Source organism: Bradyrhizobium sp. 160, assembly GCF_023073735.1.
In the GTDB taxonomy this organism is placed as follows: domain Bacteria; phylum Pseudomonadota; class Alphaproteobacteria; order Rhizobiales; family Xanthobacteraceae; genus Bradyrhizobium.
In genome coordinates, this window is sequence record NZ_JADPKD010000068.1 from 35,206 (window position 1) to 57,376 (window position 22,171).

General features: G+C 59.6%; 15 protein-coding genes and 10 pseudogenes. 14 read left to right on the forward strand and 11 right to left on the reverse strand.

Features of this window, described 5'->3' with window-relative positions; genetic code table 11:
• Positions 1 to 37: 37 nt before the first annotated feature.
• Together IVA98_RS30600 and IVA98_RS30605 are read left to right on the forward strand one after the other, a co-directional pair.
• Positions 38 to 580, forward strand: a complete 543-nt coding sequence (locus IVA98_RS30600) for a hypothetical protein (RefSeq protein WP_247356126.1) — start codon at positions 38 to 40, stop codon at positions 578 to 580.
• A gap of 129 nt (positions 581 to 709) precedes the next feature.
• On the forward strand, positions 710 to 2,794 hold the full coding sequence (locus IVA98_RS30605; protein WP_247356127.1) for a secretin GspD/PilQ domain-containing protein: 2,085 nt from the start codon (positions 710 to 712) through the stop codon (positions 2,792 to 2,794).
• Here the strand turns inward: IVA98_RS30605 and IVA98_RS37835 are convergent.
• The 7 genes and pseudogenes from IVA98_RS37835 to IVA98_RS30635 form a co-directional block, all read right to left on the reverse strand.
• Positions 2,761 to 2,968, reverse strand: a pseudogene (locus IVA98_RS37835) (transposase domain-containing protein); the annotation flags it as partial. The gene IVA98_RS30605 and the pseudogene IVA98_RS37835 overlap by 34 nt on opposite strands.
• Before the next feature lie 315 nt (positions 2,969 to 3,283).
• Positions 3,284 to 3,499: pseudogene (locus IVA98_RS30610) on the reverse strand (IS66 family transposase); the annotation flags it as partial.
• Positions 3,500 to 3,533: 34 nt separating this feature from the next.
• Positions 3,534 to 4,124, reverse strand: a complete 591-nt coding sequence (locus tag IVA98_RS30615) for a UPF0149 family protein (RefSeq protein ID WP_247356128.1) — start codon at positions 4,122 to 4,124, stop codon at positions 3,534 to 3,536.
• Between the two features lie 29 nt (positions 4,125 to 4,153).
• A complete protein-coding gene (tnpC, locus tag IVA98_RS30620) occupies positions 4,154 to 5,713 on the reverse strand; it encodes an IS66 family transposase (RefSeq protein WP_247356144.1) in 1,560 nt (519 codons plus the stop codon).
• Between the two features lie 50 nt (positions 5,714 to 5,763).
• Positions 5,764 to 6,117: an IS66 family insertion sequence element accessory protein TnpB gene (tnpB, locus tag IVA98_RS30625; protein WP_247356129.1), complete on the reverse strand. Its 354-nt coding sequence runs from the start codon at positions 6,115 to 6,117 to the stop codon at positions 5,764 to 5,766.
• A complete protein-coding gene (gene tnpA / locus IVA98_RS37840) occupies positions 6,114 to 6,575 on the reverse strand; it encodes an IS66-like element accessory protein TnpA (RefSeq protein WP_524536437.1) in 462 nt (153 codons plus the stop codon). Before tnpA ends, tnpB begins: the two co-directional genes overlap by 4 nt.
• A gap of 70 nt (positions 6,576 to 6,645) precedes the next feature.
• Positions 6,646 to 7,043, reverse strand: a pseudogene (locus IVA98_RS30635) (IS66 family transposase); the annotation flags it as partial.
• A gap of 225 nt (positions 7,044 to 7,268) precedes the next feature.
• Between IVA98_RS30635 and IVA98_RS30640 the strand changes: the two are divergent.
• Positions 7,269 to 8,029 (forward strand): annotated as a pseudogene (locus IVA98_RS30640) (IS5 family transposase).
• A 58-nt stretch (positions 8,030 to 8,087) separates the two neighbouring features.
• Here the strand turns inward: IVA98_RS30640 and IVA98_RS30645 are convergent.
• Positions 8,088 to 9,423 (reverse strand): annotated as a pseudogene (locus tag IVA98_RS30645) (IS701 family transposase).
• Positions 9,424 to 10,012: 589 nt separating this feature from the next.
• Here IVA98_RS30645 and IVA98_RS30650 point away from each other — a divergent pair.
• The 10 genes and pseudogenes from IVA98_RS30650 (at position 10,013) to IVA98_RS30695 (ending at position 19,430) form a co-directional block, all read left to right on the forward strand.
• A complete protein-coding gene (locus tag IVA98_RS30650) occupies positions 10,013 to 10,855 on the forward strand; it encodes a phosphatase domain-containing protein (protein WP_247356130.1) in 843 nt (280 codons plus the stop codon).
• Positions 10,856 to 11,076: 221 nt separating this feature from the next.
• Positions 11,077 to 11,304: pseudogene (locus IVA98_RS30655) on the forward strand (transposase); the annotation flags it as partial.
• Positions 11,299 to 11,450 (forward strand): annotated as a pseudogene (locus tag IVA98_RS30660) (IS66 family transposase); the annotation flags it as partial. The pseudogenes IVA98_RS30655 and IVA98_RS30660, both read left to right, overlap by 6 nt.
• 850 nt (positions 11,451 to 12,300) lie before the next feature.
• Positions 12,301 to 12,822: a hypothetical protein gene (locus tag IVA98_RS30665; protein WP_247356131.1), complete on the forward strand. Its 522-nt coding sequence runs from the start codon at positions 12,301 to 12,303 to the stop codon at positions 12,820 to 12,822.
• Positions 12,823 to 12,842: 20 nt separating this feature from the next.
• A complete protein-coding gene (locus IVA98_RS37360; RefSeq protein ID WP_247356132.1) occupies positions 12,843 to 13,829 on the forward strand; it encodes a FliM/FliN family flagellar motor switch protein in 987 nt (328 codons plus the stop codon).
• The gene (gene sctR, locus IVA98_RS30675) at positions 13,826 to 14,488 is read left to right on the forward strand and encodes a type III secretion system export apparatus subunit SctR (RefSeq protein WP_247356133.1); all 663 of its coding nucleotides are present in this window, start codon (positions 13,826 to 13,828) and stop codon (positions 14,486 to 14,488) included. Before IVA98_RS37360 ends, sctR begins: the two co-directional genes overlap by 4 nt.
• Positions 14,485 to 14,745: a type III secretion system export apparatus subunit SctS gene (gene sctS / locus IVA98_RS30680; RefSeq protein ID WP_247356134.1), complete on the forward strand. Its 261-nt coding sequence runs from the start codon at positions 14,485 to 14,487 to the stop codon at positions 14,743 to 14,745. The genes sctR and sctS overlap by 4 nt, the downstream gene beginning before the upstream one ends.
• A 106-nt stretch (positions 14,746 to 14,851) precedes the next feature.
• On the forward strand, positions 14,852 to 15,640 hold the full coding sequence (gene sctT, locus IVA98_RS30685) for a type III secretion system export apparatus subunit SctT (RefSeq protein ID WP_247356135.1): 789 nt from the start codon (positions 14,852 to 14,854) through the stop codon (positions 15,638 to 15,640).
• 5 nt (positions 15,641 to 15,645) lie between these two features.
• A complete protein-coding gene (locus tag IVA98_RS30690) occupies positions 15,646 to 16,704 on the forward strand; it encodes an EscU/YscU/HrcU family type III secretion system export apparatus switch protein (RefSeq protein WP_247356136.1) in 1,059 nt (352 codons plus the stop codon).
• A gap of 608 nt (positions 16,705 to 17,312) precedes the next feature.
• Positions 17,313 to 19,430: a coiled-coil domain-containing protein gene (locus tag IVA98_RS30695; protein WP_247356137.1), complete on the forward strand. Its 2,118-nt coding sequence runs from the start codon at positions 17,313 to 17,315 to the stop codon at positions 19,428 to 19,430.
• Positions 19,431 to 19,570: 140 nt separating this feature from the next.
• On the opposite strand, the gene IVA98_RS30700 is transcribed toward IVA98_RS30695, so the two are convergent.
• Together IVA98_RS30700 and IVA98_RS30705 are read right to left on the reverse strand one after the other, a co-directional pair.
• The gene (locus tag IVA98_RS30700; protein WP_247356138.1) at positions 19,571 to 19,708 is read right to left on the reverse strand and encodes a hypothetical protein; all 138 of its coding nucleotides are present in this window, start codon (positions 19,706 to 19,708) and stop codon (positions 19,571 to 19,573) included.
• Positions 19,709 to 19,987: 279 nt separating this feature from the next.
• Positions 19,988 to 20,290 (reverse strand): annotated as a pseudogene (locus IVA98_RS30705) (phosphoenolpyruvate phosphomutase); the annotation flags it as partial.
• A gap of 85 nt (positions 20,291 to 20,375) precedes the next feature.
• Here IVA98_RS30705 and IVA98_RS30710 point away from each other — a divergent pair.
• Positions 20,376 to 21,563: pseudogene (locus tag IVA98_RS30710) on the forward strand (IS256 family transposase).
• Positions 21,564 to 21,593: 30 nt separating this feature from the next.
• On the opposite strand, the pseudogene IVA98_RS30715 reads toward IVA98_RS30710, so the two are convergent.
• Positions 21,594 to 21,998 (reverse strand): annotated as a pseudogene (locus tag IVA98_RS30715) (transposase family protein); the annotation flags it as partial.
• Positions 21,999 to 22,171: the final 173 nt, after the last annotated feature.

Here is a 22,171-nt window from a genome sequence, read left to right on the forward strand (position 1 = left end):
TCGGACGAAAACCATCTGTGTTTGAGAATGGCGTAAGATGATCAATCCAATGTCTGGATACCAGCCCTACGCGTGGGCCAGCAGCGCTGGAAATATTCTCCCGGGCGGCCTGTCTTTGGGCTCGATTATGACGCTTATTCTGATGGAACGGCATGACATTTACCAGAATCAAATTCGATCTCAAATGGACGAGATGCAGGCGCGCAACAATTTGCTGAAAGATATGAATAAGGCGTTGGCTGCCTTGCGCACCAATCGACCTATCGATGAAAAGCAGGTTTGGGACTACGGCAGCTTCGTCGATTCGCAAGGCAAGACCCAGGATGTGTTTGACTGGATGCAGGCAAACGGCATCTCCATCGAGACGGAGAAGGGCGACAAGAGAGGTGTGCAGTCGCAGTTCGACGCTGCCATCAACAACCTTAAGGCGGCGATTGATAGTGCCAATAGCGAAGGCCAGGCGGCGTTGATTTTTCTGCAAGGGCTGCTTGATAAGCTCAATCAGGTTGCTGAACTGATGTCTAACCTTCTTTCGAAGGATCAAAAAATCAAGGAGGTGATCATTGGCAACTCTCGTTAAGAGACGGCAAAAAATGAGTGGGGGCAGTCATCCCAGGTCTGCAGCTCACAGCTGCAATGAGTGTTAAGCTCCGCGGTGAAATGGAAAGTTGAATGGATGCGCATTCTCCGCGGGAACGCCGCATCCTCAATGTCTAGCAAGACCTTGCTGACGTTCCTTTGTCTGCTACTCACCCGATGTGCCGGCTCCGACTCGATTGCTGAACGCGGTGTTCTGCTGTCTTCGCCAAGCGTCAGCTGGCATGCGTCGGAGCCCTCCCTCTCGGCGGGGAAACCGCAAGCAGGTAGCTTTGAACTGCTCACACAGCCGCCGACTCGGCCGGTCACCGCCTCGGTGGAGCGGCGGCTGCCGGTCACCTCCGATAGCACTCGCGTGAGCCTCGACTACGCAAATGCCGATATTCGGCAAGTTGTGAATGACGTCGTGGGCGACATTCTGAGCATGCCCGTCATGATCGATCCGGGCGTTGGAGGAAAAATGACACTTCGGACCTCGGGCAAAATCCCCGTGAGTGATGTGCCGCGATTACTCGACGAGGCGTTGGCACCGTACGGCTACGGACTGGCCGTGGTCGACCGCGGAGTTCGGGTGGGGCGCTTGGTCGACCTCGCCGGCGGAGTACGAAGCGATGTTCAAGTGATTCCCGTTCGCTATGTCGATCCAGCCGACGTCATCAAGGTGATCCGACCACACGTCGAGGAGAGCGTGCGTCTGACACCCGCGCCGGGAGAACAAGGTATTGCCATCAGCGGGCCGCCCGGCTCGGTGAGTTCGGTGCGCGAACTTATCGGTTTGTTTGACACCGATGCTATGGCTCACAAATCCTTTGCGCTATATACGCTAGCTCAGGCGAGTCCGGCCGCGGTAGAGCGAGAACTCAGTTTCATATTCAACCAGAATGACCAGGGCAGAGTGCACGTTCGGCTTGCGCCACTCGAGCGGCTGAACGGCATTCTTGTGGTAGCGGACGACCCTGCGGTACTTCAGCAAGTTCGTCGGGTTATCGCCAAGCTGGATAAGACGTCGTCGGCGGCGGCAAACATTCACGTGCGTCCACTTCGGTACCGGAGGGCTACGGAAGTGGCGCAGGTACTAGCACGAATCTTTGGCGCTCAGCCGCCCAGTGCCGTATTTCGCGCGCAGCCCGCGGGAGCGTTTGGAAAGTTGTCAATCGGAAGCGCATCCGATCGATCGAGTTTGCCCCTAAACGTTCCCGGCCTGTCGGACGAAAGATCAGATGCGGTCGCGTCAACAACGCAAGCAAAGGACGATGCGGTGGTCTCCGCAGTCAGCCTTGGCCTGTCGGCGCCGGTCCGGATCCAGGCGGATCCCAGCCAAAATGCACTCGTGATCTTAGCAACGCCGAGCGACTACAAAATCATCGAAACCGCAGTTCATCGGCTTGACGTCAAGCCGCGGCAGGTCCTGATCCAGGTCATTGTCGCGGAGGTGCGGTTGAGCGATCATTTGCGATACGGGGTCAACTATCTTCTCTCCTCTCTGGATTTGGGTGCCGTTCCACAAGGTGGTTTGTCCTATGTGTTCCCAAATAGGGATGTCAACGTTGTGCTACGCGCGCTAAGTGGCCTCGGGGACGTTAAGGTCGTATCGGCGCCACGTATTCTCACAGTTGACAACCAAACCGCGACAATTGAAGTGGGCGATCAGGTTCCGGTCCTCACGCGATCCTCACAATCCACGCTAAGCCAGAGTTCATCAATCGTGAGCGACGTCGAACTGCGCGACACGGGGGTCATTTTGGCTGTAACACCTCGCATCGGCGCCGGGGGTAGCGTGACGCTCGATACCTTTCAGGAGGTCAGTACGGCGAACAAGAACACACTGACAAACGTCCAATCCCCGGTCATTTCGGTACGTCGCCTCCAAAGCACCGTATCGACACGAAACGGTGACACGATCGCGATCGGCGGTTTGATGCAGGATAGCACCAACCGGATGGATTCTGGGGCTCCCGTGCTGAAGGACATTCCGTTGTTGGGGCCTCTATTCGGCAGCACGGAGCACGCCAAGGACCGAACCGAGCTCTTGGTGTTACTGAATCCTCGGGTGGTTGAGAGTGGCGCCGATGCGCGGGCTTTGACTGAGGAACTGCGGGAGAAGTTCGAATCGCTAGCCCCCGATCTCGGCCGCCACCTGACGCCCCAACGTAGGCGTCGTTCTCAGGCCACGGCTTTGGGGGCTTGGGCGCGGTAGGCGCAGGACAGAAACTGTACGATGTCGCGGTTGGGATGTCCGTTGGCGACCTGAATCAGGACGTCAGAGTTAGGCAAGCGGATCGACATCGTTAAGCTTGCACGTCTCGACCAGGGACGCGACGACAGTCCAGTGTTCGGTCCCACCGCCGGATCCGGCAAGCGGCGCGTTTTTGTGGGGGATGTCCCGATCGGTGTTGAACTACGTCGGGCCGACGTTGCCGGAATGAGCGTTACGGGGCCCTCGTCACGTGGGCAACTGGCTTGATTGTCATGCGATCGTGGTGAGCTTGGGGGCCTCACGCAGAGCCGACAAATTGCTTATGCGCCTTCAATCGTCAGAAGCCCTTGTTGGCCTCGATGTAAGCGCGATTTTCTTCGCACGCCGGCGGGTTTCGACATATTTGTGAACCAGCGCGAACGCCAGCGTCGAGGGCGTGGCAACGCTGCCCGGCAACGGTTGCGTCGGCATCGGCGCGGTCACGACAGGGGCGTGGATCCCGGTGAGGATGGGGACACTATGTTGCTGGCGGAAGCGGCGAATGCAGTCGGCCTGTGTTTCACCCCTCTCCGGTATTCCGTCCCGCGCCTGCCTTTCAACCCGGTAGAGCTGTTCGAAGAACCGGAGCGCCTGTTCCGGCGGCCCGCCACCCTTCTTTCTCGCTTTGAGTGCATCGACGAAGCGCCGCCTGGAATGGGCGATGCATCGTAACCGGTATGAGCTCCCACGTCTGCGGTGATCAGCGGCCGCGTGCGTAGCGGATCGGCATCCAGTATTGGCGCAAGGCCTCGACGGCCACTGAGATATCGAGGTAGGCGTTGCGCAGAGGGTCCTCGGTCTCGCGGCCGCTTCGTGGCGGTCCGAGCAGCGGACGGTCCTGGTCGTCGGGACAGTGCAGCAGAATGGGCAGAAGCAGTCCGTGATTGACGTTGCTGGCGTCGAGCAACGGCGCCCACACCGATAGCCTGAGGCGCATCGCGGCATAGAAACCTTGACACCAGGGACGCGGATCGATGTCGCCATTGGATTTGCGCCGGTGCATCGGCTCGAACTGGTCGGGCGCGGTCGAAAGGGTCTGGCTGATCTCGTTATGGCGCAGCGCGACGGCGGAGATCGCTGCGAACTCAGGGGTGTCGCCGTAGTTGAAAGCATCGGCATCGATGGCGAGCAGCGGGCAGATCCAGTCGAGCGGGCTCATCGACACCGGTCCGGCCACGATCGCGGCGACGTAGCCGTCAAACGTGGGAATGCTGGTGGCGATAGGGTGCCGGTCAGCGCGGGACTGCAGCCATCGCTCGAGCTCCTCAAGCGGCATCGCGGCGGCGGTCATCGACGACGATGCTTTATGGCGACGTGGGCTCACGCGGCGGCCTGTGCGGTGCGCTCGCGGGCCGCCTTCCAGTTCCAGGCGAGCAGCTCGTGCAGCTGATGGCTCCTGGTTCGCCCGGAGACGATGCGCTCCAGCACGTCAGTCAGATAGGCCTGCGGATCAAGCTCATGGAGCTTTGCTGTGTTCACGACCGACGCCAGGATCGCCCAGCTCTCGGCGCCGCCTTCGCTGCCGCTGAACAACGAGTTGCGTCTTCCCATGGCAATCGGGCGCATGGAACGCTCGACCGTATTGGAATCAACCTCGACGCGGCCGTCGCGGAGAAACAGCGTCAACCCGTCCCAGTGATTGAGCGCGTAGTTGATGGCCTCCGTCAGCTTCGACTGGGAGAAGAGCTGACCGACCGTTGCCATCAGCCGCGTCCTGAGCGCCTCCATCAACGGAGCGGTCCTGCTGCGGCGGGCGGCGAGCCGCTGCTCGGCACTGCTGCCGCGGATCTCCGCCTCAATCGCATAGACCGCCTGCAGGCGTTCGATCACCTCGCGCGCGAACGGCGACTGGGTCGTCTTGTACACCTCGACGAATTTGCGTCGGGCATGGGCAAGACAAAAAGCGAGCTGGATTGCGCCGCCATGATCGCGGGCGAGCGCCTTGTAGGCAGCATAACCATCCACCTGCAGAATGCCGGAAAAGCCCGTCAATTGTCCGGCGATCTCCTCGGTGCCGCGGCCGTCGGCGAACACGTAGGCAACCGCCGGCGGCGAGGGCCCGCCCCATGGCCGGTCATCCATGGCATGCGCCCAGAACTGGCAAATGCGGGGGCGATGTCGTCCGGGATCGAGCACCGGCATCGGCGTCTCATCGCAGAACACGCGCGGCGAGGCCTGGATCGTCCGCAGCTGGAGCTCATAGAGGCTCTTGAGCCACCAGGCGGCACGCTTGACCCAGCCGGCGAGCGTCGCCCGGTCGAGATGGACGCCCTGGCCGGCCAGAATTTGCACCTGTCGGTACAGCGGCAGATACCAGGCGAACTTCGAGACCACCACGTGGCTCACGAGTGCGGTCGAGGCCATGCCGCTCTCAATCAGGCGCGGCAGCGCCTTCGCCTGGATCACACCATCGGTGCAGCCGCGGCAGCCATATTTGGGCCGGATCGTGCGCAGCACCCGCAGGATCGCCGGGATCACGTCCAGCACCTCGCTGACGTCCTCGCCGATCTTATGCAGCTGACCCTGGCAGCACGGGCACGCGGTCGCCTCCGGCGCCAGCACTTGCTCACAGCGCGGCAGGTGCTTTGGGAGCGCGCCGATGTTGCGGCGCGCCTTCTTGCGCGCCTTGCCGACTGGCTTCGCCGCAGGCGCATCGTCGTTGGCGGGCACAGGCAACGTGGCGTCGGTCTCAAGATCGCCCAGCTCAAGCGCAAGCTGCTCGTCCACGAGCACGGCAAGCCGCTCCGAGCGCTTCCCGAAGATCATCTCCTTGAGCGTCTGCATCGCCACGCGCAGCTTCTCGTTCTCGGCGTCGAGCGCGAGCACTATCTCGGTCAGAGCAGCCGTGTCGGTCGGGAGAGCGTCGGGGCGAATCGCCATGACCCAACGATACATGTGCTCATCCCATGCTCCAGTGAAATCCTCACGTCTCACCCGACGAGAGCCGGTTGCTTCACTGGCTTGGGTGAGACACGCGTCCACTCAAGCCCGTCGAGCAGCATCGCGAGCTGCGTCGCACTTAGATGCACCACGCCGTCGCGGACGGGCGGCCAGGTAAAGCGTCCTTGGTGCAGCCACTTCGTCACCAGCACCATGCCGCTGCCGTCCCACGCCAGAAGCTTCACTCTGTCCATACGCTTGCTGCGGAACACGAAGACGTCGCCGCAATACGGATTCGCGCGCAGCGCTTCGCTCACCAGCGCCGACAGCGTGTGCACCGACTTGCGGAAATCGACCGGCTGTGTCGCCAGCACCACCTTGAGGTCGGACCGTAGCGCAATCACCGGATGCCCCGAAGCGCTGCCAGCACGGTCGACAGCGTCGCCAGCTCCACGCCCGGCTCGACCCGGATGCGCGCCCCGCTCACCTCGATCTCGATCACCCCGCAGGCCTTGGCCCGCGGTGCGCTGATCTCCAAAGGCTTCGTTTGTCCCGGCGAAATACGCTCGGACTCGCCTGCTGTCCCGCCACCGCTCTCGGCACCAATTTGGATCGGCACGAAGTTTGGCGCCTTGCCCGCTACCGCCGCCGCAACTTGGCGTCGCCACACCGTGAGCAGCCCGCGGGAAACGCCATTGCGCCGCGCCACCTCGGAGATGTTCGCACCCTCCTCAAAGCTCTCCGCCACGATCCGGGCCTTCTCCTCGCCCGTCCACCGTCGCCGTCGGCGCTCCCCGGTGATCACCTCGACGCGGCGATAAGAGTCACCTTCCTGCCTGGCATCAAGCATGGCATTTGCCATCGCGCCACCTCCACAGATCAGCTCATGCCAAGCTGTATCGCAGGTGAACCTCGCGATGGCGAGGTGGGGGCCTCATGCCGGTTACGATGCATCCAAGATGGGTTGCCCCTCGCCAGCGTGCGCCAGGCGGTGTAGCCATCGCTCATCAATATCCCGCGGTAATCGCCGAGCAAGGCCTGCGGGTGTATCTGGCCGCGGCCCGGCTGATAATCGAGCAGCACGATCGGCTCGTCACTGCCACATATATGACGTGCTGGCGGCCTCTCTGTCCATTTCCTTCAGCACCTGGACCGTGGTCTCGTCACCATGAATGAGGGGCTGCGATCTGAGCCGCAGCTTCAGCGCGTCATAGATGCGGGAGAGATGTTTTTCGCTCGAGCCGATCACCCAGTGGCCCAGAGCGCCGCGGCTGACAGGAACATCTGCACGTTCGAAGGCCTGCGCCAGGCGGTAGAGCGGCGTGCCATCGAAGCAGACCAGCGGACGCTCGGAGATCGCAGCATGGGAGCGGCAGCGAAACGAAACTCGCACCCGTATCAACTGGATGTTCACACCGGACAAAGCTCGCACCAAACTGGCGCGCCTATCCAGGCATACCCAAAGAGTCAGAATCATTTTGGCGAGCTAGGGTCTGTACCTAATTAGCGAGTTCTGATTCCCTGGTGCCAAGTTGATTCGGCACGGGGGACTTCGATGCGGAAAGGACTGTTCTGGCTCAACGACAAGCAGTGGGCTCAGATAGAGCCGCATCTGCCAACAAACCAGACCGGCCCGGCGCGCGAAGACGATCGACGCATTATCAGCGGTATCATTCACATGCTCCAGTGCGGCGCACGCTGGCGCGATTGCCCGTCCGACTATGGCCCTTACACGACGATCTACAATCGGTTCAATCGCTGGGCTAAGCGCGGACATTGGCAGGCGATCTTTGAAGCGCTCGCCCGCTGCGGCAAGGACCGAGTGGCTTTGTCGATCGACTCCACCTCGATCAAAGCGCATCGCTCGGCGAGCGGCGGAAAAGGGGGGAGTGTGAACAGGCGATCGGCCGCTCGCGCGGTGGGCGGACCACGAAAATCCACGCGCTGAGCGACCCTGATTGCAAACCTTGCGCATTTCATCTCACTCCGGGACAAGCCGCAGACATTGCCGCAGGGCCGGCCCTTTTGAAGCTCGCGTCGCCCATGTCTTCCCTCATTGGGGACAAAGGCTACGATGGCGACGGCTTTCGCGCCGAAATCGTCAATCGCGGCGCGAAACCCGTCATTCCAAACAAATCCAACCGGGTAACCCTCCACAGCTTCAGCAAGCGCCTCTATAAAGGGCGCAATGTTATCGAGCGCTGTTTCTGCCGGCTCAAGGATTTCAGGCGTGTTGCTACTCGCTACGACAAACTTGCCAGAAACTTCTTGGCCGCCGTCCACCTCGCCGCTCTCGTCGCTTATTGGATCAATTGAGTCTGAACCCTAGTACTACTTTGGTACTCTAGGCTTCGCGATATCTGCAAGGAGCATGTCACAGTGAGGACATCGTCGGGGTGGAGGTCGTGCGAAGAGGTCGAGGATCGCTTGCCTGATGGCCGGCATGCTTGGTTGTGGCGGCGGTCCTGAGATTCTTTTTTTTCCGTCCCGCTGCTTTGAGGCGGCGGGATTGGAGGAAGGCGTAGGCGATCATCGTCATCAACGCGTGTCGATGTAATCCCGTCCAGGATCTACCTTCGAAATGGTCGAGCCCAAGCTCCTCTTTGAGCTGCTGGTGGGCCTGTTCACAGACCCACCTGGCCTTGATCGTGGCAGCGAGCGTCTTGATGGTGGCATCGGCCGGCAGGTTCGACACATAGTATTTTTGCTCCCCGGTCGACCGCCGCTCGCCGACGAGCCAGACCTCGTCGCCAGGCATGCACTGCATACGGTTATTGAGCATCCGGTGCTTATGGCCATCCGCAACGCGGACACGGCGGGCCGTGAAGAGACATGTCAGCCGACCTTTGGTGCCCCGCCGCCAGCTGACCCTTTGCCATTTGCCTTCGGCCAATAACGCTTCAGCAGAGACCGGTGGCTGGTCAGGGATGTGGTATTTGCGGGGCTTTCCGGTCTTCGCGATGGGGAAGATCAGGGCAATGTCGGCGGGATAGACGTTCTGGCGCCGCGACAGACCCACCGCCCACAGCAGACCGCGCTCGCTCAAAGCCTGACGGAAAGGCCCGCTGGAGCCATACCCTGAATCGGCAAGCACACAGCCGAAACGCGCACCGGAGGCGATGACGCGGTCGATCTCCTCGATCGCAATCTCCGGCTTTGTCAGAGCAGTCTGTCTATCCTTCGGCACACCGGCCCGCGCCATGCGCTCAGGATCATCTGTCCAGCTCTCGGGCAGGAACAGCCGCAGGCCCACCATCACCGGCACCTCCCGCGACGCCAACGTTAGCGAGACTAGCGACTGACAGTTGGCAGTCTTTCCGAGCGACGAGGCATATTGTGGCGCGACGCCGATCGAGTGACGTCCCTTCTTGGGCAACGCCGTATCATCGATGACAAGAAAACCGGCATCATCGCCAACCAATCTATCTGCCTCCTTCAGCAGGGCAGCCTCGAGTGGAGCACTATCCCAAACTCCGGCAGCGACAAAATGATGGAGCTGATCGTAACCGACCCCGCTGGCGCGTGCCGCCATCGGTTGAACGCTCTTGCGGTCTCCTGGACCAATCAAACCCGCGACATAGAGAGGGCACATCCGGGCCCGCGTCTTGTGCCGTAGCGCCGCGACAAACGGCGCAAGCCAGCGATCGAGATCGGCTCGCCAGTCCACGTCCATAGATCGGCCCTCCATAAGCCGACCTCTCATGAATCACGCAAATCCTCTCTTGGGAATCCCAAAAACTCGCCGCCGCTAATAATTTGCCAAAGTAGTGCTAGTAGCTGTGGATCAGCCCGCGCAGGATGGCTTCCGCGCGCATGGAGGCGGCCCGAGTAGTGGCGAAGCGTTAAACAGCGCCACCGCTCCCTACGCAAGCCGGTAGGAGAAGGATTTGTATTGCCGTGTCAGGATGCGGAACGCAGCGCCCTCGCTAGCGCTGCTTTGCCGCGCCTCGGAGTGCACGCTCCGTTCAGTGCTGGAGCTGTGTAGTGCGCGGCGACCTATCGTACCTAGCCTGCGTAATTTTGATGGGACTATCTTTTTGCTGTTCAAAGGAGAGACTTATGCGGTGTGGTCCCAGCAAGCCTGTCGGTCTTTCATATCAGATGCCGCCACCAGATGCCGACCTCGGCGCTCGTGCTCCAGCCTCATCGAGCGTTGAGTCACGCAAGCCATTTAGAATTCCACCGACAACAATACCGAAGAAAATACCCGACCAAAATCCGCCAACACTTGTATATGACAAGATTGAACCCTCTAGATTTCGCGCCACATCCGATACATCTGGGTTGGAGAGATGCGACTTGACCGGGCTTCACGGTTTAAGCTTGTCTGGAAGTGAACAATTTTCTGAGCGGCAGCTAGAAGAACTAATTACACTGACACATCCAAAACGGCTCCTCATTATAGATACTAGGCAAGAGTTCCACGGCTTCGCAAATGGAGAACCAATATCCTGGTTTGCTGCAGATAATTACAATTGGGGTAACGTGGAAAAGCCTGCTGACATTATTCCCGCGAAGGAGACAAAGAAGCTCGCAAAACTACCGACTAAATTTCCTTTTGGTCTGACCATAGAATCCGGGAATGTCGTAAAGGGAAAGGCTTCTTCGGCGCCTCCAAAGGCTCTCGACTTCGGTGAAGTGAAAATAGAAACGGAAGAGGAATTAGTTAAAAGAAAGGGTGCGGCGTATCTGCGCATTCCGACACCAGATCATGCGCGCCCTACCGATGCTGAAATAGATAAACTTGTATCGGAGTTGCGAAACGTCGCTCATACGGGTGATGTTCATTTGCATTTTCATTGCCGGGGCGGCATGGGGCGTACAACGCTGCTGATGACCCTGGCAGACATGTTGCACAATTCCGACAAAGTGCAATGTGCACATATCATAGAACGCCAGATAAGATTAAGAAGGCACGACGAATCTACAACAAGCAAGGCGGTAAAGAAGGTGTTGCGGAGCGAAAAAAGCGAGCTAATGGACACATTTTTTCAATATGCAAAAGAACAACCTCTTGAAAAAGCGGATGCCATTTCCTGGACGGAATGGCTCGCTTTAAAAGCACATCATGAGCATCAGATGTTCGATACATCCAGTTCCGGTATGCCGCCGACCGCGCCTCCCGGCAATAGGATGCCGTGAAATGGACCCCGCGTGGCGGGACCGCTTGAACCGGCTTTCTTAGTTGGAAGCTGACCGCTCTATGTTGAAAGCCATTCACCTTGGGAAAGCTAGGTCGCGTTGACGGCTCTAATCCAGAGCATCGCAGCGGCGATGTGTTCGCCGTCAGGGCCTGTGAGACGAATTGAACGGTTTTGCGGAGGGGTAGGACTTATGGTTCATCGCAGCCGACAAGAGCGAAGATGAAGCAGAAATCCGGACCGCGCAAAGCGCCGGCAGAACAAGTGGTAAAGGACATTCGGCGCCAGACGCGCGGGCGGTATTCAGCTGAAGAGAAGGTCCGTATCGGGTTGGAAGGGCTGCGGGGCGAGGAGAATATCCCCGAGCTGTGCTGGCGCGAGGGCATTACCGCCTCAATGTACTATGGCTGGTCCAAGGAGTTCATCGAAGGCGGTGCGCGTCGTCTGGCGGAGCGTCTGGATGTGGTGCCGGCGAAGTTCAGTATGATCGTCACGCGCCGTCCGAAGTACGCCTTCAGGAACGCGGACGGCGTCATCAGGCGCCGGCGTCGGCCCATATCATTGAAGGAGGCATTCCGACGGAAGCGCGCCTTTCGACTCCGTACGGATCGGACACTTCTCTTCAATTAAGCCTAGCCACCAAAAAGAAGGACCACGCCTCATCCGGGATCGCGGATACTCCGCACGAGCGGTTGCACTGCAATCCCATCGTGAACTGATCATAGCCACCCGGTATCCGCTTCGCTTGCAAGCATCATTGCTTTCCACGTACACGAGACGCCGGGACACTAACCGGCCCATCTGTCAAACGGCGCGACTGTTTCCAGTCAAGCCTCTGACTCGAAGATCGAGTCCATCTTAGTCGGCCAGCACTCCAAACATAACATGGCCTGCGTCTCCAACCTGACAAGCACGCCGCGAAGACCCTCGCCAGTCACGGGACGTCATGCCGATCAGCCGAATGTGTGAGTGACCTCCGAAAATCGCACTGGTCTCTGCTCATTCAAATCGGCCATCCGCTGAGCATGTTGTTCCTGAAAGGCATAACGTCATCAGCTGACCCCATATCGAAATTGTATTGGCTTTTGGTCGACCGTGAGTAGATGGAGAGGTGGATCCTACTCCGTTGAGCGACTGCCTGCTCTTCCGCCGGGATGTAGGTTCCGACAAATACGACAAATACAATGTCCTGGAGACGTAGGCGCAGTGAACACTACCGTTGTGGATCGGTAAGTCGCCGTGACGGTGAATGGAGTGTCCTGCCGGGCGCTTCAGCGGCTTAGCAGGTAACCGATTCCCACAGCGGTCAGCCTCAGCGGAGGGAGTTAGATGCAACTAGCGAGAAGCGCTCCAAGGTCGTGGATCACGCCACTTGACCGTTCAATTGCGGTGGCGACCCCGGTGGCGAGGCGCGCGCGCACCAGGGATATCGCTCGGTTCTCGCAAATGATCGAGGAGGCGAATCTAGACGCCTGCGAGGGATCCGATCGTGCACCCGATTGCAAGGATTCCGACAATGATCCGTATGATCTGGCGGAAAGCGAAAGCGCCACGTTTTCTCCGCTGATTGCCGGTTCGATCATTGGTGCCATGCCTGGCCCTATACCGCGTCGGCGCTCGCCCGAAGAGCAGTCACGATCGGTTGAACTCGTCGAGTTGACCAGGAGGATTACCGAACACACTTGGGTCAGCCGGGATTATGCCGGCAATACCGAGTTGCGCGTCATGCTGAACCGCGAATTGTTCGGCAATGCGCTTGTGATCGTCAGTTTCCAGCTTGATACCCTGAGGGTTTGCATAGCGTCTGAGCGGCTTTGGCCTATCCTGCAGGTACATGGCCATGCATTCGCGCGCGATTTGTCCGATCGGCTTGAAATGCGCACGGTGGTGGTCGTCTTCGCCTGCAGCTCAATGTTGGACGAACAAGGCAGCAGCCGGCGATCTCGCGGATTTGAGACGCTACTCTAATACAGAATTGAGAAGGGCGCGTGATCGATCTACCCTGCTATGACCGACGTGAGGCTGCCGCCGTTTCGCGTCTTGCTAAACGTCTGCCAGTCCCCTTCAACATCGCTGGCATCGACGTGGAAGCCGTCATGCCAGGCTCGACACCTCCGCGCCTTCCGGCGGATTACTGCCGGGCCGTGATGCGCCCACGCGGCCACAGGATTCGCGTCGCAGTTGACTCGACGCTCCTTCCGGCGGTGGCTGTGCAACGTTGGCCAGAAATTACCGCATTGCCTCCGGGTGACGGCTTGCGAGAAATCCTGTTCGACATTGTCTTCCGGGATCTCGCGATCCAGGTGGAACAATGGTCTGGGCATCGGCCGATCTGGTCTTCAGCCGAGAGCGCCGAAGCGTTTCCGTACGGATTTGAGATTCTTCGCTTGGAGCGTCCCGGCGACAGCCTCGGGCTGGTCGAATTCGATGGCGGTGGACTGCAATGGATCGCCGACTGCTGCTCTACGCTTCCCGTCGTGTGCGCCGTCCTCGATGATCTGCCCCTTTCTCTGGATCTGCTGGTCGCACGCTTGAGTCTTATCCTGACGGATCTGCGTCAACTCGCTTCAGGTGATGTCGTCCTGCTGGATACCGCCCCCGTCGGTCATGACGGCGCCATGAGTGTTCTTCTATGCCTCTCTGGCGGTCCTCGCTTTCGCGCATCGATCTTCAATGGCCGCCTTGCCATCCTTTCAGCTGTGGACTGTATGATAGATAGACCGGATCCGCTCCCGCCGGAAACCTTCGACAGCATTGATGTTCCTGTTGATGTGGATGCTGGACGCCTGACCATGCCGCTCAGGCAGCTTCGCGAATTGGCTATCGGCCAAGTGCTCGATCTTGGTTTTGATGCCACGACCAATATCAGCTTGCGCGTCAATGGCCAGGTCGTCGCAACCGGTGAACTGGTGCGCATCGCCGAGCGAACAGGTGTGCGTGTGCTCGACTTGCGATTAGCACGATCAGAACGATGACGGCGCTGCCTGATCCCGCGACACTGATCGTCCTGATCGCCTGCGTCGCGATCGCCCCCTTCGTTGCGATTACCGTCACCTCTTACGTGAAGCTCGTCGTCGTCTTCGGGCTCATTCGCAATGCTCTCGGCGTTCAGAACATTCCGCCGAACATGGCGCTGAATGCGATCGCCATCCTGCTGTCGGTCTACATCATGCAGCCAGTGGCAAAAGGTGGGTACGAGGCCATGCGCGACAAACCAATCGCATCCCAAGATGTCCGCGAATTAGAGGCAACGATTACGCTAGTTGCTGAGCCAGTTCGCAACTTTCTCCTGAAGAACACGTCGCAACGGGAACGGCAATTCTTCGTCAATGCAGCTCGGGGATTGTGGAGCAAGGAGGACGCCGCGGCAATAACTGGCAGCGAATTGATGATTTTGATTCCGGCTTTCATCACATCCGAACTGGAAGACGCGTTCAAGATCGGCTTCTTGCTGTTTCTGCCTTTTATCGTCATCGATCTCGTCGTTTCGAACATCCTGCTGGCAATGGGCATGATGATGGTTTCGCCAATGACCATATCCCTGCCATTCAAGCTCTTCTTGTTCGTTGCCGTGAACGGGTGGCAGCGCCTAATTCATGGTCTCATCTTCTCCTATGGGGGAGCAGCACCATGAATACCGCCGCACTCACCGACATTGCCATTGGCGCGCTCAAACTGACACTTGTCCTGTCGATGCCCACAGTCATCGTCGCCACGGGCGTCGGACTGATCGTCAGTCTTATGCAAGCTCTAACCCAAGTTCAGGAGCAGACACTCTCTTTCGCCGTGAAGCTGATATGCGTGAGCCTGGTACTGGTCGCCACCGCGAATTGGTTTGGTGAACTTAGCCGGTATACGGTTAACATCTTCGAGCAGATCGCCAGGATATAAGTTTGGTGCCCCGGGGACCTGCTTAATTTGTCTTTCTTCGCCGGGCGGCACGCAACAAGAGCGACCGCCGCCTGCGGGCTGTCGAAGCGCTAGAGTAATCCATTCCATGTCACCACTTGATCGAGATCACCTGCATACTTTCCTTGTTGTCCTTGCGCTTGCGATGGCACGCCTGACAGGGATGGTACTGGTCATGCCCTTTCTGGGACGCGGTATGGTTACGGCACCGGCGCGCAACGGCGTGATCATGGCATTGGCGCTCCCGGTCATGGGGTTTGCTTGGGCAACGAGGCCTGCGGATCCCGACATCACACGTCTGGTGCCAGTCCTGGGCCTGGGGCTCAAGGAACTCTTGCTCGGGTGCCTCCTGGGCATGCCAGTTGCCGCAACCATGTGGGGTGTGGAAACCGCGGGCACGTTCATTGACCACCAGAGGGGGGCTACGATGACAAGCCTCTTGAGCCCGGCAAGCGTCAATCTGGACTCGCCGCTTGGGACCTTCCTGGCTCACCTTTACGCTACATGGCTGTTCGTCAGCGGCGGCTTTTCCAAACTATTAGAAGCGCTCTATCGCTCTCATGACGTCTGGCCGCTATGGAGTTTTCATCCTGCATTCGGTCCGATCTTCGTCACCAGTGTGTTAGATCTGGCAGACCTCGTGATGCTGCTGACGTTGCTTCTCGCTGGTCCAGCCATCGTTGCGATGTTTCTCAGCGAATTGGGCTTGGCGCTGATCAGCCGGTTCGCGCCGCAACTGGAGGTCTTCTTTCTCGCCATGTCGGTCAAGAGCGCAGTCGGCCTTTTGCTGCTGCTTCTCTCGCTCACGATCATTGTGGCCAACGCCGACAAGCATATGCCCTCGTCTGTTCTGATTCTCAATCGCATCGCCAGGTGACCGCCGTGACCGGTAGAAAGACCGAAAAACCGACCCCCACGAGGCTGCGGGACTTGCGCAAAAAGGGATGGGTCCCGCACAGTAAGGAAGTCGTGTCGGCGGCGGTGACCCTTGGATTCTTCGCGCTGTTCTTCGCCACTCTGCCTGGCCTGATAGACCGGCTTAAGGCAACGCTCCTGTTGCCCGTATCATTTCTTGAAGAGGACTTCCTGATTGTCAGCCGAGAGCTCCTCGAGTTTTATATCGGTGAAGTACAAAGTATGGTCGTACCTTTCCTTGGCGTGGTCCTGGTCATCGGCGTGGGCGCCAACCTGCTGCAGAATGGGGCGATTTTCTCGCCCCAGGCTCTCTCGCCGTCGCTCAAGAAGCTGAACCCCGGCGAGAACGTCAGAAGGATAGTCTCGCTGCAGAATCTCGTCGATCTGGGTAAGGCGATCGTGAAGGTGCTGATACTTGGCCTCGTCATGATGCTCGTACTGCGCCAAGGTGTACATGCGCTTGTGTGGACGCCGAGCTGTGGCATATCGTGCCTAAGTGCGGTGACGGGTAACCTGCTGCTGGGGATCGCCATTTATGTGGGGGCGAGCTATCTTGTGGTGGCAATTGCGGACTTTGCGTTCCAGCGATGGCAGTTCACGAACAAGAATTTGATGTCGCTGGACGAAGTGAAACGGGAAGCTAAAGAAAATGAGGGTGACCCTCTGATCAAGGACCGACGCAGGAGCCTCCATTCGCAATTGTTAGCCAAGGACGCGATTGAGCAGTCGCGTAGAGCGACCGTGTTGATCACCAATCCCACACAGATTGCAGTGGCGATTTACTACGATCGGCTGCACACCGCCCTGCCCATGATCGATGCCATAGGTACCGATCTCTTGGCGCAGCAAATGATTGATGCCGCGGCCGCTGCGGGAGTGCCGGTGATGCGAAACATTCCGCTGGCGCGCGCGCTCCTGGAGGATGGCCTGGTCGATGAGTATATTCCATCGCACCTGATTGTACCTCTCGCGACGGTTCTGCGGGCGCTCGGAAAACTGGCGACTGAGACCGCTTACCGGTCCTGACGTCAGTATATTGATCGTTGATCGCAGTTTTCAACGGCCGGAAACATGCCGCCGGTCTGACGGACCAGCGGTTCTCCCAGCAGCCATAGGCATGAGATATTGCTTCATAACGAACATTTATTTGTTCTGGAGATAGCGAGCGTCTATCTTCACGTACGTCGGAGAGGAAATGGGCGCCGCCCAATGCGACGGTCCTATCGGCCTCGACGTCTTGCAGCCAAGATGCACGTCGACGCGAGTGGGCTCTGTTGGAGAGCCCCTAGACTCATACATATCAACTTAAGCCGGAATAATTGATGCTCTTCGCGGTCACTTGGACATTTATTGGCCATAGCAGCGTAGCTGTGACAGTGACGGTAGCGAGATGCTTGCGGAAGCCTGGCGTTGCGGGTTGTCACGCGACGAAACTACTTCAGTTTGCCTAGACAGCAATCGACGAGGTGACGCCGCGCGGAGAGATGTTTGTCGACTGGGTGCTTCAGCGACCGAAAGGCGATCGTTGGGAAGAACGGCTCGCGCGCCTTTGTCGTCGGCGGCAGGCCGGATGATGATCGTCGTGCGGCAATACAAAGGACTCACCCAGTTTGTCGCTTTGCAGGAGGTGGATCATGAAGGGTATTGACGAACGCGGCAAGGCGCCGATCGTGGCATACGACATTGACGAAGTTGACAGCGCGGACGATTCCCCCACTTGGCCAGCGATTGACCTCGAAGGAGCCGGCCCATCCCGTTCTGTCGTGGAGCAGACACGTTCTGACCCTCACGGATCAAGTGCTGGTGGACTGCTTGTTGAGGGACGCGGCCCTCATCTGACGCTGGACGTACTCGGTGTGATTGCTGAGCAGCTCAGCCCGATCGATCTGTTGATGACGTGGCGGGCAGGTCGCCAACTGCGTGATGCCGCCCAGCTATCTCCGGAGCTTCACGAAACGCGCCAGAGAGCTATCCGGGTTCAGTCCGTCTGGGACAAGGTGATGGCGCCTCCCCCGGGCATCACGGATCGCTTTGGTGCGCTGATAAATTCCGGTGCGATCCGAACGCTCGCGCCCAACGTCAATTGCCTGACCAGGGAGCAGCAGGAACACCTCGTCGCACTCGCCGAAGGGCTTAACGACCCCGAGCAGCGCGTCTCCGTCATAGAGGACCTCGGGGCACTCTTGGGAGAGCTTGCGCCCACGCTCCAAGGGCGCCTCGTTGCCCTCGCCGAGCAGCTTAACGCTCCCGAGCATCGCGTCTCGGCCTTGTTGGGCCTCGGAGCGCACGTGGCAAGGCTTTCGCCCGCGCTCCAAGCGCGCCTCTTCATCCTCGCCGAGGGGCTGGAGGAACCGGAGCATCGCGTCTCCGTCATCGCGGGCCTCGGAGCGCGCGCAGGACAGCTTACGCACGCGCAACTGGAGCGCCTTGTTATCCTCGCCGAGGGGCTTGACGACCCCGAGGATCGCGCCTCCGTCATCGAGGGCCTCGGGGAATACATCGGAGACTTTTCGTCCACGCTGCAAGAGCGCCTCGTTGTCCTCGCCGAGGGACTTAACGATCCGGAGCATCGCGTCTCGGCCGTGTGGAGCCTCGGATCAGGCGCGGCAAGGCTTTCGTCCGCCCTCCAAGAGCGCCTCGTCGTCCTCACCGAGCAGCTTAACGACCCCGAGGATCGCGCTCTAGCTATGGAGGGTATCGGAGCGCATGTGGGAGAGTTTGCGCCCGGGTTCCAGGAGCGCCTCGTCGTCCTCACCGAGGGGCTTGACGACCCCGAGCATCGCGCCCAAGCCCTGGAGAGCCTCACGGGCGTCGGAGAGCTGACGCCCGCGCTCCAGGAACGCCTCATCACTCTCGCCGAAGGACTTCACGACTCCGCGCATCGGGCCTCTGCCGTGGAGGGCCTCGGACTGCGCGTGGCAGACCTTGCGCCTGCACTCCAAAGGCGCCTCGTCACTCTCGCCGAAGGGCTGAACGAGTCCGAGCATCGTGCTCAAGCCTTGGAGAGCCTTGGCGTGCGCGTAGGAGGGATTGCACCTCCGCTGCAAGAGCGGCTCGTTACCCTCGCCGAGCAGCTTAACGAGCCCGAGCATCGTGTCTCGGCCCTGCGAAGCCTCGGAGTGGGTGTGGAAGGGCTTGCGCCCGAGCTCCAGGGGCGCCTGCTCACCCTCGCCGAGCGGCTTAACGAGCCCGAGCATCGCGTCTCGGCCCTGTGGGCCCTTGGAATGCATGTAGGAGGGCTTCCGCCCGACTTCCAGCTGCGCCTCGTTGCCCTCGCTGAGCGGCTGACTCAGCCCATGGATCGCATCTCGGCGCTATGGGCCCTAAGGGCGCGTGTAGGCCGGCTAGCCGTCCCGCTCCAGGAGCGCCTCGTTGGCCTTGCCGAGGTGTTTAGCCCTGGGCATCGTGTCGCGGCCTTGCAAGGCCTCGGAGAGCGCCTGGCGGAGTTTGCGCCCGAGCTCCAGAAGCGCCTCGTCGCCCTGGCCGAGGCGCTTGACGACCCTGCGCATCGTGTTTCAGCTTTGCGCAGCCTCGGGGGGAGCCTGGCACGGGTTGCGCCCGCAGTTCAGGAGCGCCTTGTTGCCCTGGCGGAGGGATTTAACGATCCTGAGCATCGCGTCTCGGCCCTGCAAGGTCTCGGCGCAGGCGTAGGAGGACTCTCGCGCGACCTCCAGCGGCGCCTAGCTGCCCTTGCCGAAGGCGTTGCTCAGCCTAGCTACAGGGCTCAAGCCCTGACAGCACTGTGGCCGTAGGAGGCGAGACGACCCGATGCGTATTCCGCAAACTTGGATGTCGCAACAGAACGCCAACGCATTGATTTCATCGGGCGCGGAGCAAGGCGTGAACGAAGGGCAGACTTACCTATCCTCTTCCATGGCAAGCCTCAAGGCCTTCAGGACGCGCTGCGCTTTTCCGTTTTGTCCACCGGCGTCCAAATTTCGCTTGAGCACGTCAAGAAGTCGATGCCGTCCGGGCGATATTCCAGCAGACGGTGGACGGTGTCATTGTGTCCATCGAAGATTTCGATCATGGCATACTTCTCTCCTGCCAGCTGACCCCGCTTCCACCTCAGGACTTCCGGTTACCATGGCGGTGTTCGCGAATCGGAGCCGTTAAGCCGACAGATTTTCGCAAAACAACCCATCTTGCCATCAGTGCAATCGACGGACAGCGGCTATGCCAGCGTTTGCCTCGTGGCTGAAAAGAAAGCTAGGCTGGTTCACGATGGCTGCGGCCAAGATCGGCTCCGTAAATAGTTGCCTTCGAGAATGATTGTGTTGCAGCATGACTGAGACGTTATTGCCCTCAGTCAGGAGGGGTGAAGATAGCGCGCTTCAGCACGGGCGAGTTCGTCGTACCTCAAGAGTTCGAAGAGCTCGTCAAGCGTTGCAATATTCGGCTCAATGCTCGCAGTGCTCTCATCAGTGAGGATACGATGGCAGACTTGCCGCATCGCCGCTATTGCAGCTCGCATAGCATGGTTGGCCCAGATCACCGTAGAGACACGGGCCTCGCGATACGCCGAGACCGGCGTTCGATAGTATTTCGTTGGAACGATCACGACGGGCAACCTGTTCTGCCAGGTGCGCACGAACGCAAAGATCTCGTCCGCGGGATAACGTACAGAGTCTTTCGCACTTTCAGGATTGACGGCTTCTTCTAGAATGAAGGAGCTTTGAATGAACGATGGGAATGCCATGGGTCAGGTGATCCAAATTGATGAGGCCCGGATTCGAGATCACTTGGGTGAGATGGTCCGCGGGACGGTGGAAGAGACCCTGAACGCCATGCTGGAGGCCGAAGCGGATCAGCTGTGCGGGGCTGGGCGGTATGAGCGCAGCCCGGCCCGGCAGGACACGCGGGCAGGCAGCTACGAGCGAACGCTGCACACCAAGTTCGGGCGACGTCAATCTGAAGGTCCCGAAGCTACGGCGGCAAACCTTCGAGACGGCGATTATCGAGCGCTACCGGAGGCGGGAGAGCTCGGTCGAGGAGGCGCTGATCGAGATGTATCTGGCCGGGATTTCGGTTCGGCGGGTCGAAGACATCACGGAGGCGCTGTGGGGCACCCGGGTCAGCCCGAGCACAGTGTCGAACCTGAACTAGAAGATCTATACCAAGATCGAGGCGTGGCGGAATCGCAGGATCGAAGGCGAGCATCCGTATCTCTACCTCGACGGCATCGTGATGAAGCGCAGCTGGGCTGGTGAGGTTCGCAACGTCTCGCTGCTGGTGGCCCCGGCGGTCAATGCCGAGGGGTTCAGAGAGATCCTCGGCATCTGTGAGGGCGCCAAGGAGGACAAATCCGGCTGGTCATCGTTTCTGCGGCATCTCGTCGATCGCGGTCTCAGGGGCGTGCAGTTGGTGGTTTCCGATGCGTGCCGAGGTCTTGTCGAAAGCGTTGCGGATTATCTGCCGGAGGCCCGCTATCAACGCTGCATGGTGCATTTTATCGCAATGTCTTCAGCCACGTGCCGTCGACCCGGGTCCGCGAGGTGAGCCACATGCTCAAGGCCATTCATGCCCAGGAGAGCCGCGCCGCGGCCGACGAGAAAGCCAGGACCGTCATCGCGGATCTGCGGGCAAGCCGTATGGCCAAAGCAGCTGATCTCGTCGAGCAGGCGGTTCACGAGACGCTCGCCTGCTATGCCTTTCCGGCCATCGATTGGCGGAAGATTCGAACGAACAATCCGCTCGAGCGCATCATGAACGAGATCCGGCGACGAACCCGTGTCGTCGGCGCCTTCCCCGACGGTCAATCCTGTCTCAATTTGGCGGCGGCCCGGCTGCGGCACATTGCCGGAACGGCGTGGTCGACCAAATGCTACATGAACATGCGACCGGTCTATCAGCCACATCTCTCTGAAACCGGAGCCGTCGCCTGATCAAAAGCGCGAAAGATTCTGGACAGTACCGACAGGCAGCATGAGCCGCTTGGGGAAGCTTGCTGCCGGCCGGCCGCCGAGCACCAACCCCAGGTGATGGACGATGTGTTCGAGCCGTGCCGTCCGACACCGTCGAAGCGGAACGACGTCTTCTCCGAACCGCTCCGCGAAGATACGCCGGCGGCAATGCGGCACCTCGCATGTGAAGCGCCGAGTGAGCAATCGGAGGCGCATCTTTCTGCGCGCTGATGGCAAATCAGCAACGTGCCGGACGTAGCGGCTATGGATGCGGCTCGACGCTGTCGCGCACAAGGGGCACCGAGCCTCCGCAGCTTCCGACCTAACAGCCAAAATAAGCGAATCCAATGAGTCACTTACACCATCAAACACCAAACCACTCGGTACTAGCGATGAGATTTGAAACCCCGTCCGCATGGCGCTGATTCTCCGTTTGAGAACCACAGTCGCCCGGCAAACTTCATCAGAAATGAGTCAGACCCCCCTTTGGATGTCAATCGGCTTCCAACTTTGACCCCTCATCGGCGTCCAATTTTGACCCCTTCGCGCGGCGGGTTTTGCTGGTAGCGCTCGTCTCGTCGGAGCTGGCC

What these genes read in the sequence shown, in the direction of transcription:
- IVA98_RS30615 (WP_247356128.1), bottom strand. Translation starts at nt 4,124, where the DNA reads ATGACCGCCGCCGCGATGCCGCTTGAGGAGCTCGAGCGATGGCTGCAG.
- tnpA (WP_524536437.1), bottom strand. Translation starts at nt 6,575, where the DNA reads ATGGCAAATGCCATGCTTGATGCCAGGCAGGAAGGTGACTCTTATCGC.
- IVA98_RS30695 (WP_247356137.1), top strand. Translation starts at nt 17,313, where the DNA reads ATGAAGGGTATTGACGAACGCGGCAAGGCGCCGATCGTGGCATACGAC.
- sctR (WP_247356133.1), top strand. Translation starts at nt 13,826, where the DNA reads ATGACGGCGCTGCCTGATCCCGCGACACTGATCGTCCTGATCGCCTGC.
- IVA98_RS30605 (WP_247356127.1), top strand. Translation starts at nt 710, where the DNA reads ATGTCTAGCAAGACCTTGCTGACGTTCCTTTGTCTGCTACTCACCCGA.
- IVA98_RS30600 (WP_247356126.1), top strand. Translation starts at nt 38, where the DNA reads ATGATCAATCCAATGTCTGGATACCAGCCCTACGCGTGGGCCAGCAGC.
- IVA98_RS30700 (WP_247356138.1), bottom strand. Translation starts at nt 19,708, where the DNA reads ATGATCGAAATCTTCGATGGACACAATGACACCGTCCACCGTCTGCTG.
- IVA98_RS30665 (WP_247356131.1), top strand. Translation starts at nt 12,301, where the DNA reads ATGATCGAGGAGGCGAATCTAGACGCCTGCGAGGGATCCGATCGTGCA.
- tnpC (WP_247356144.1), bottom strand. Translation starts at nt 5,713, where the DNA reads ATGGCGATTCGCCCCGACGCTCTCCCGACCGACACGGCTGCTCTGACC.
- sctS (WP_247356134.1), top strand. Translation starts at nt 14,485, where the DNA reads ATGAATACCGCCGCACTCACCGACATTGCCATTGGCGCGCTCAAACTG.
- sctT (WP_247356135.1), top strand. Translation starts at nt 14,852, where the DNA reads ATGTCACCACTTGATCGAGATCACCTGCATACTTTCCTTGTTGTCCTT.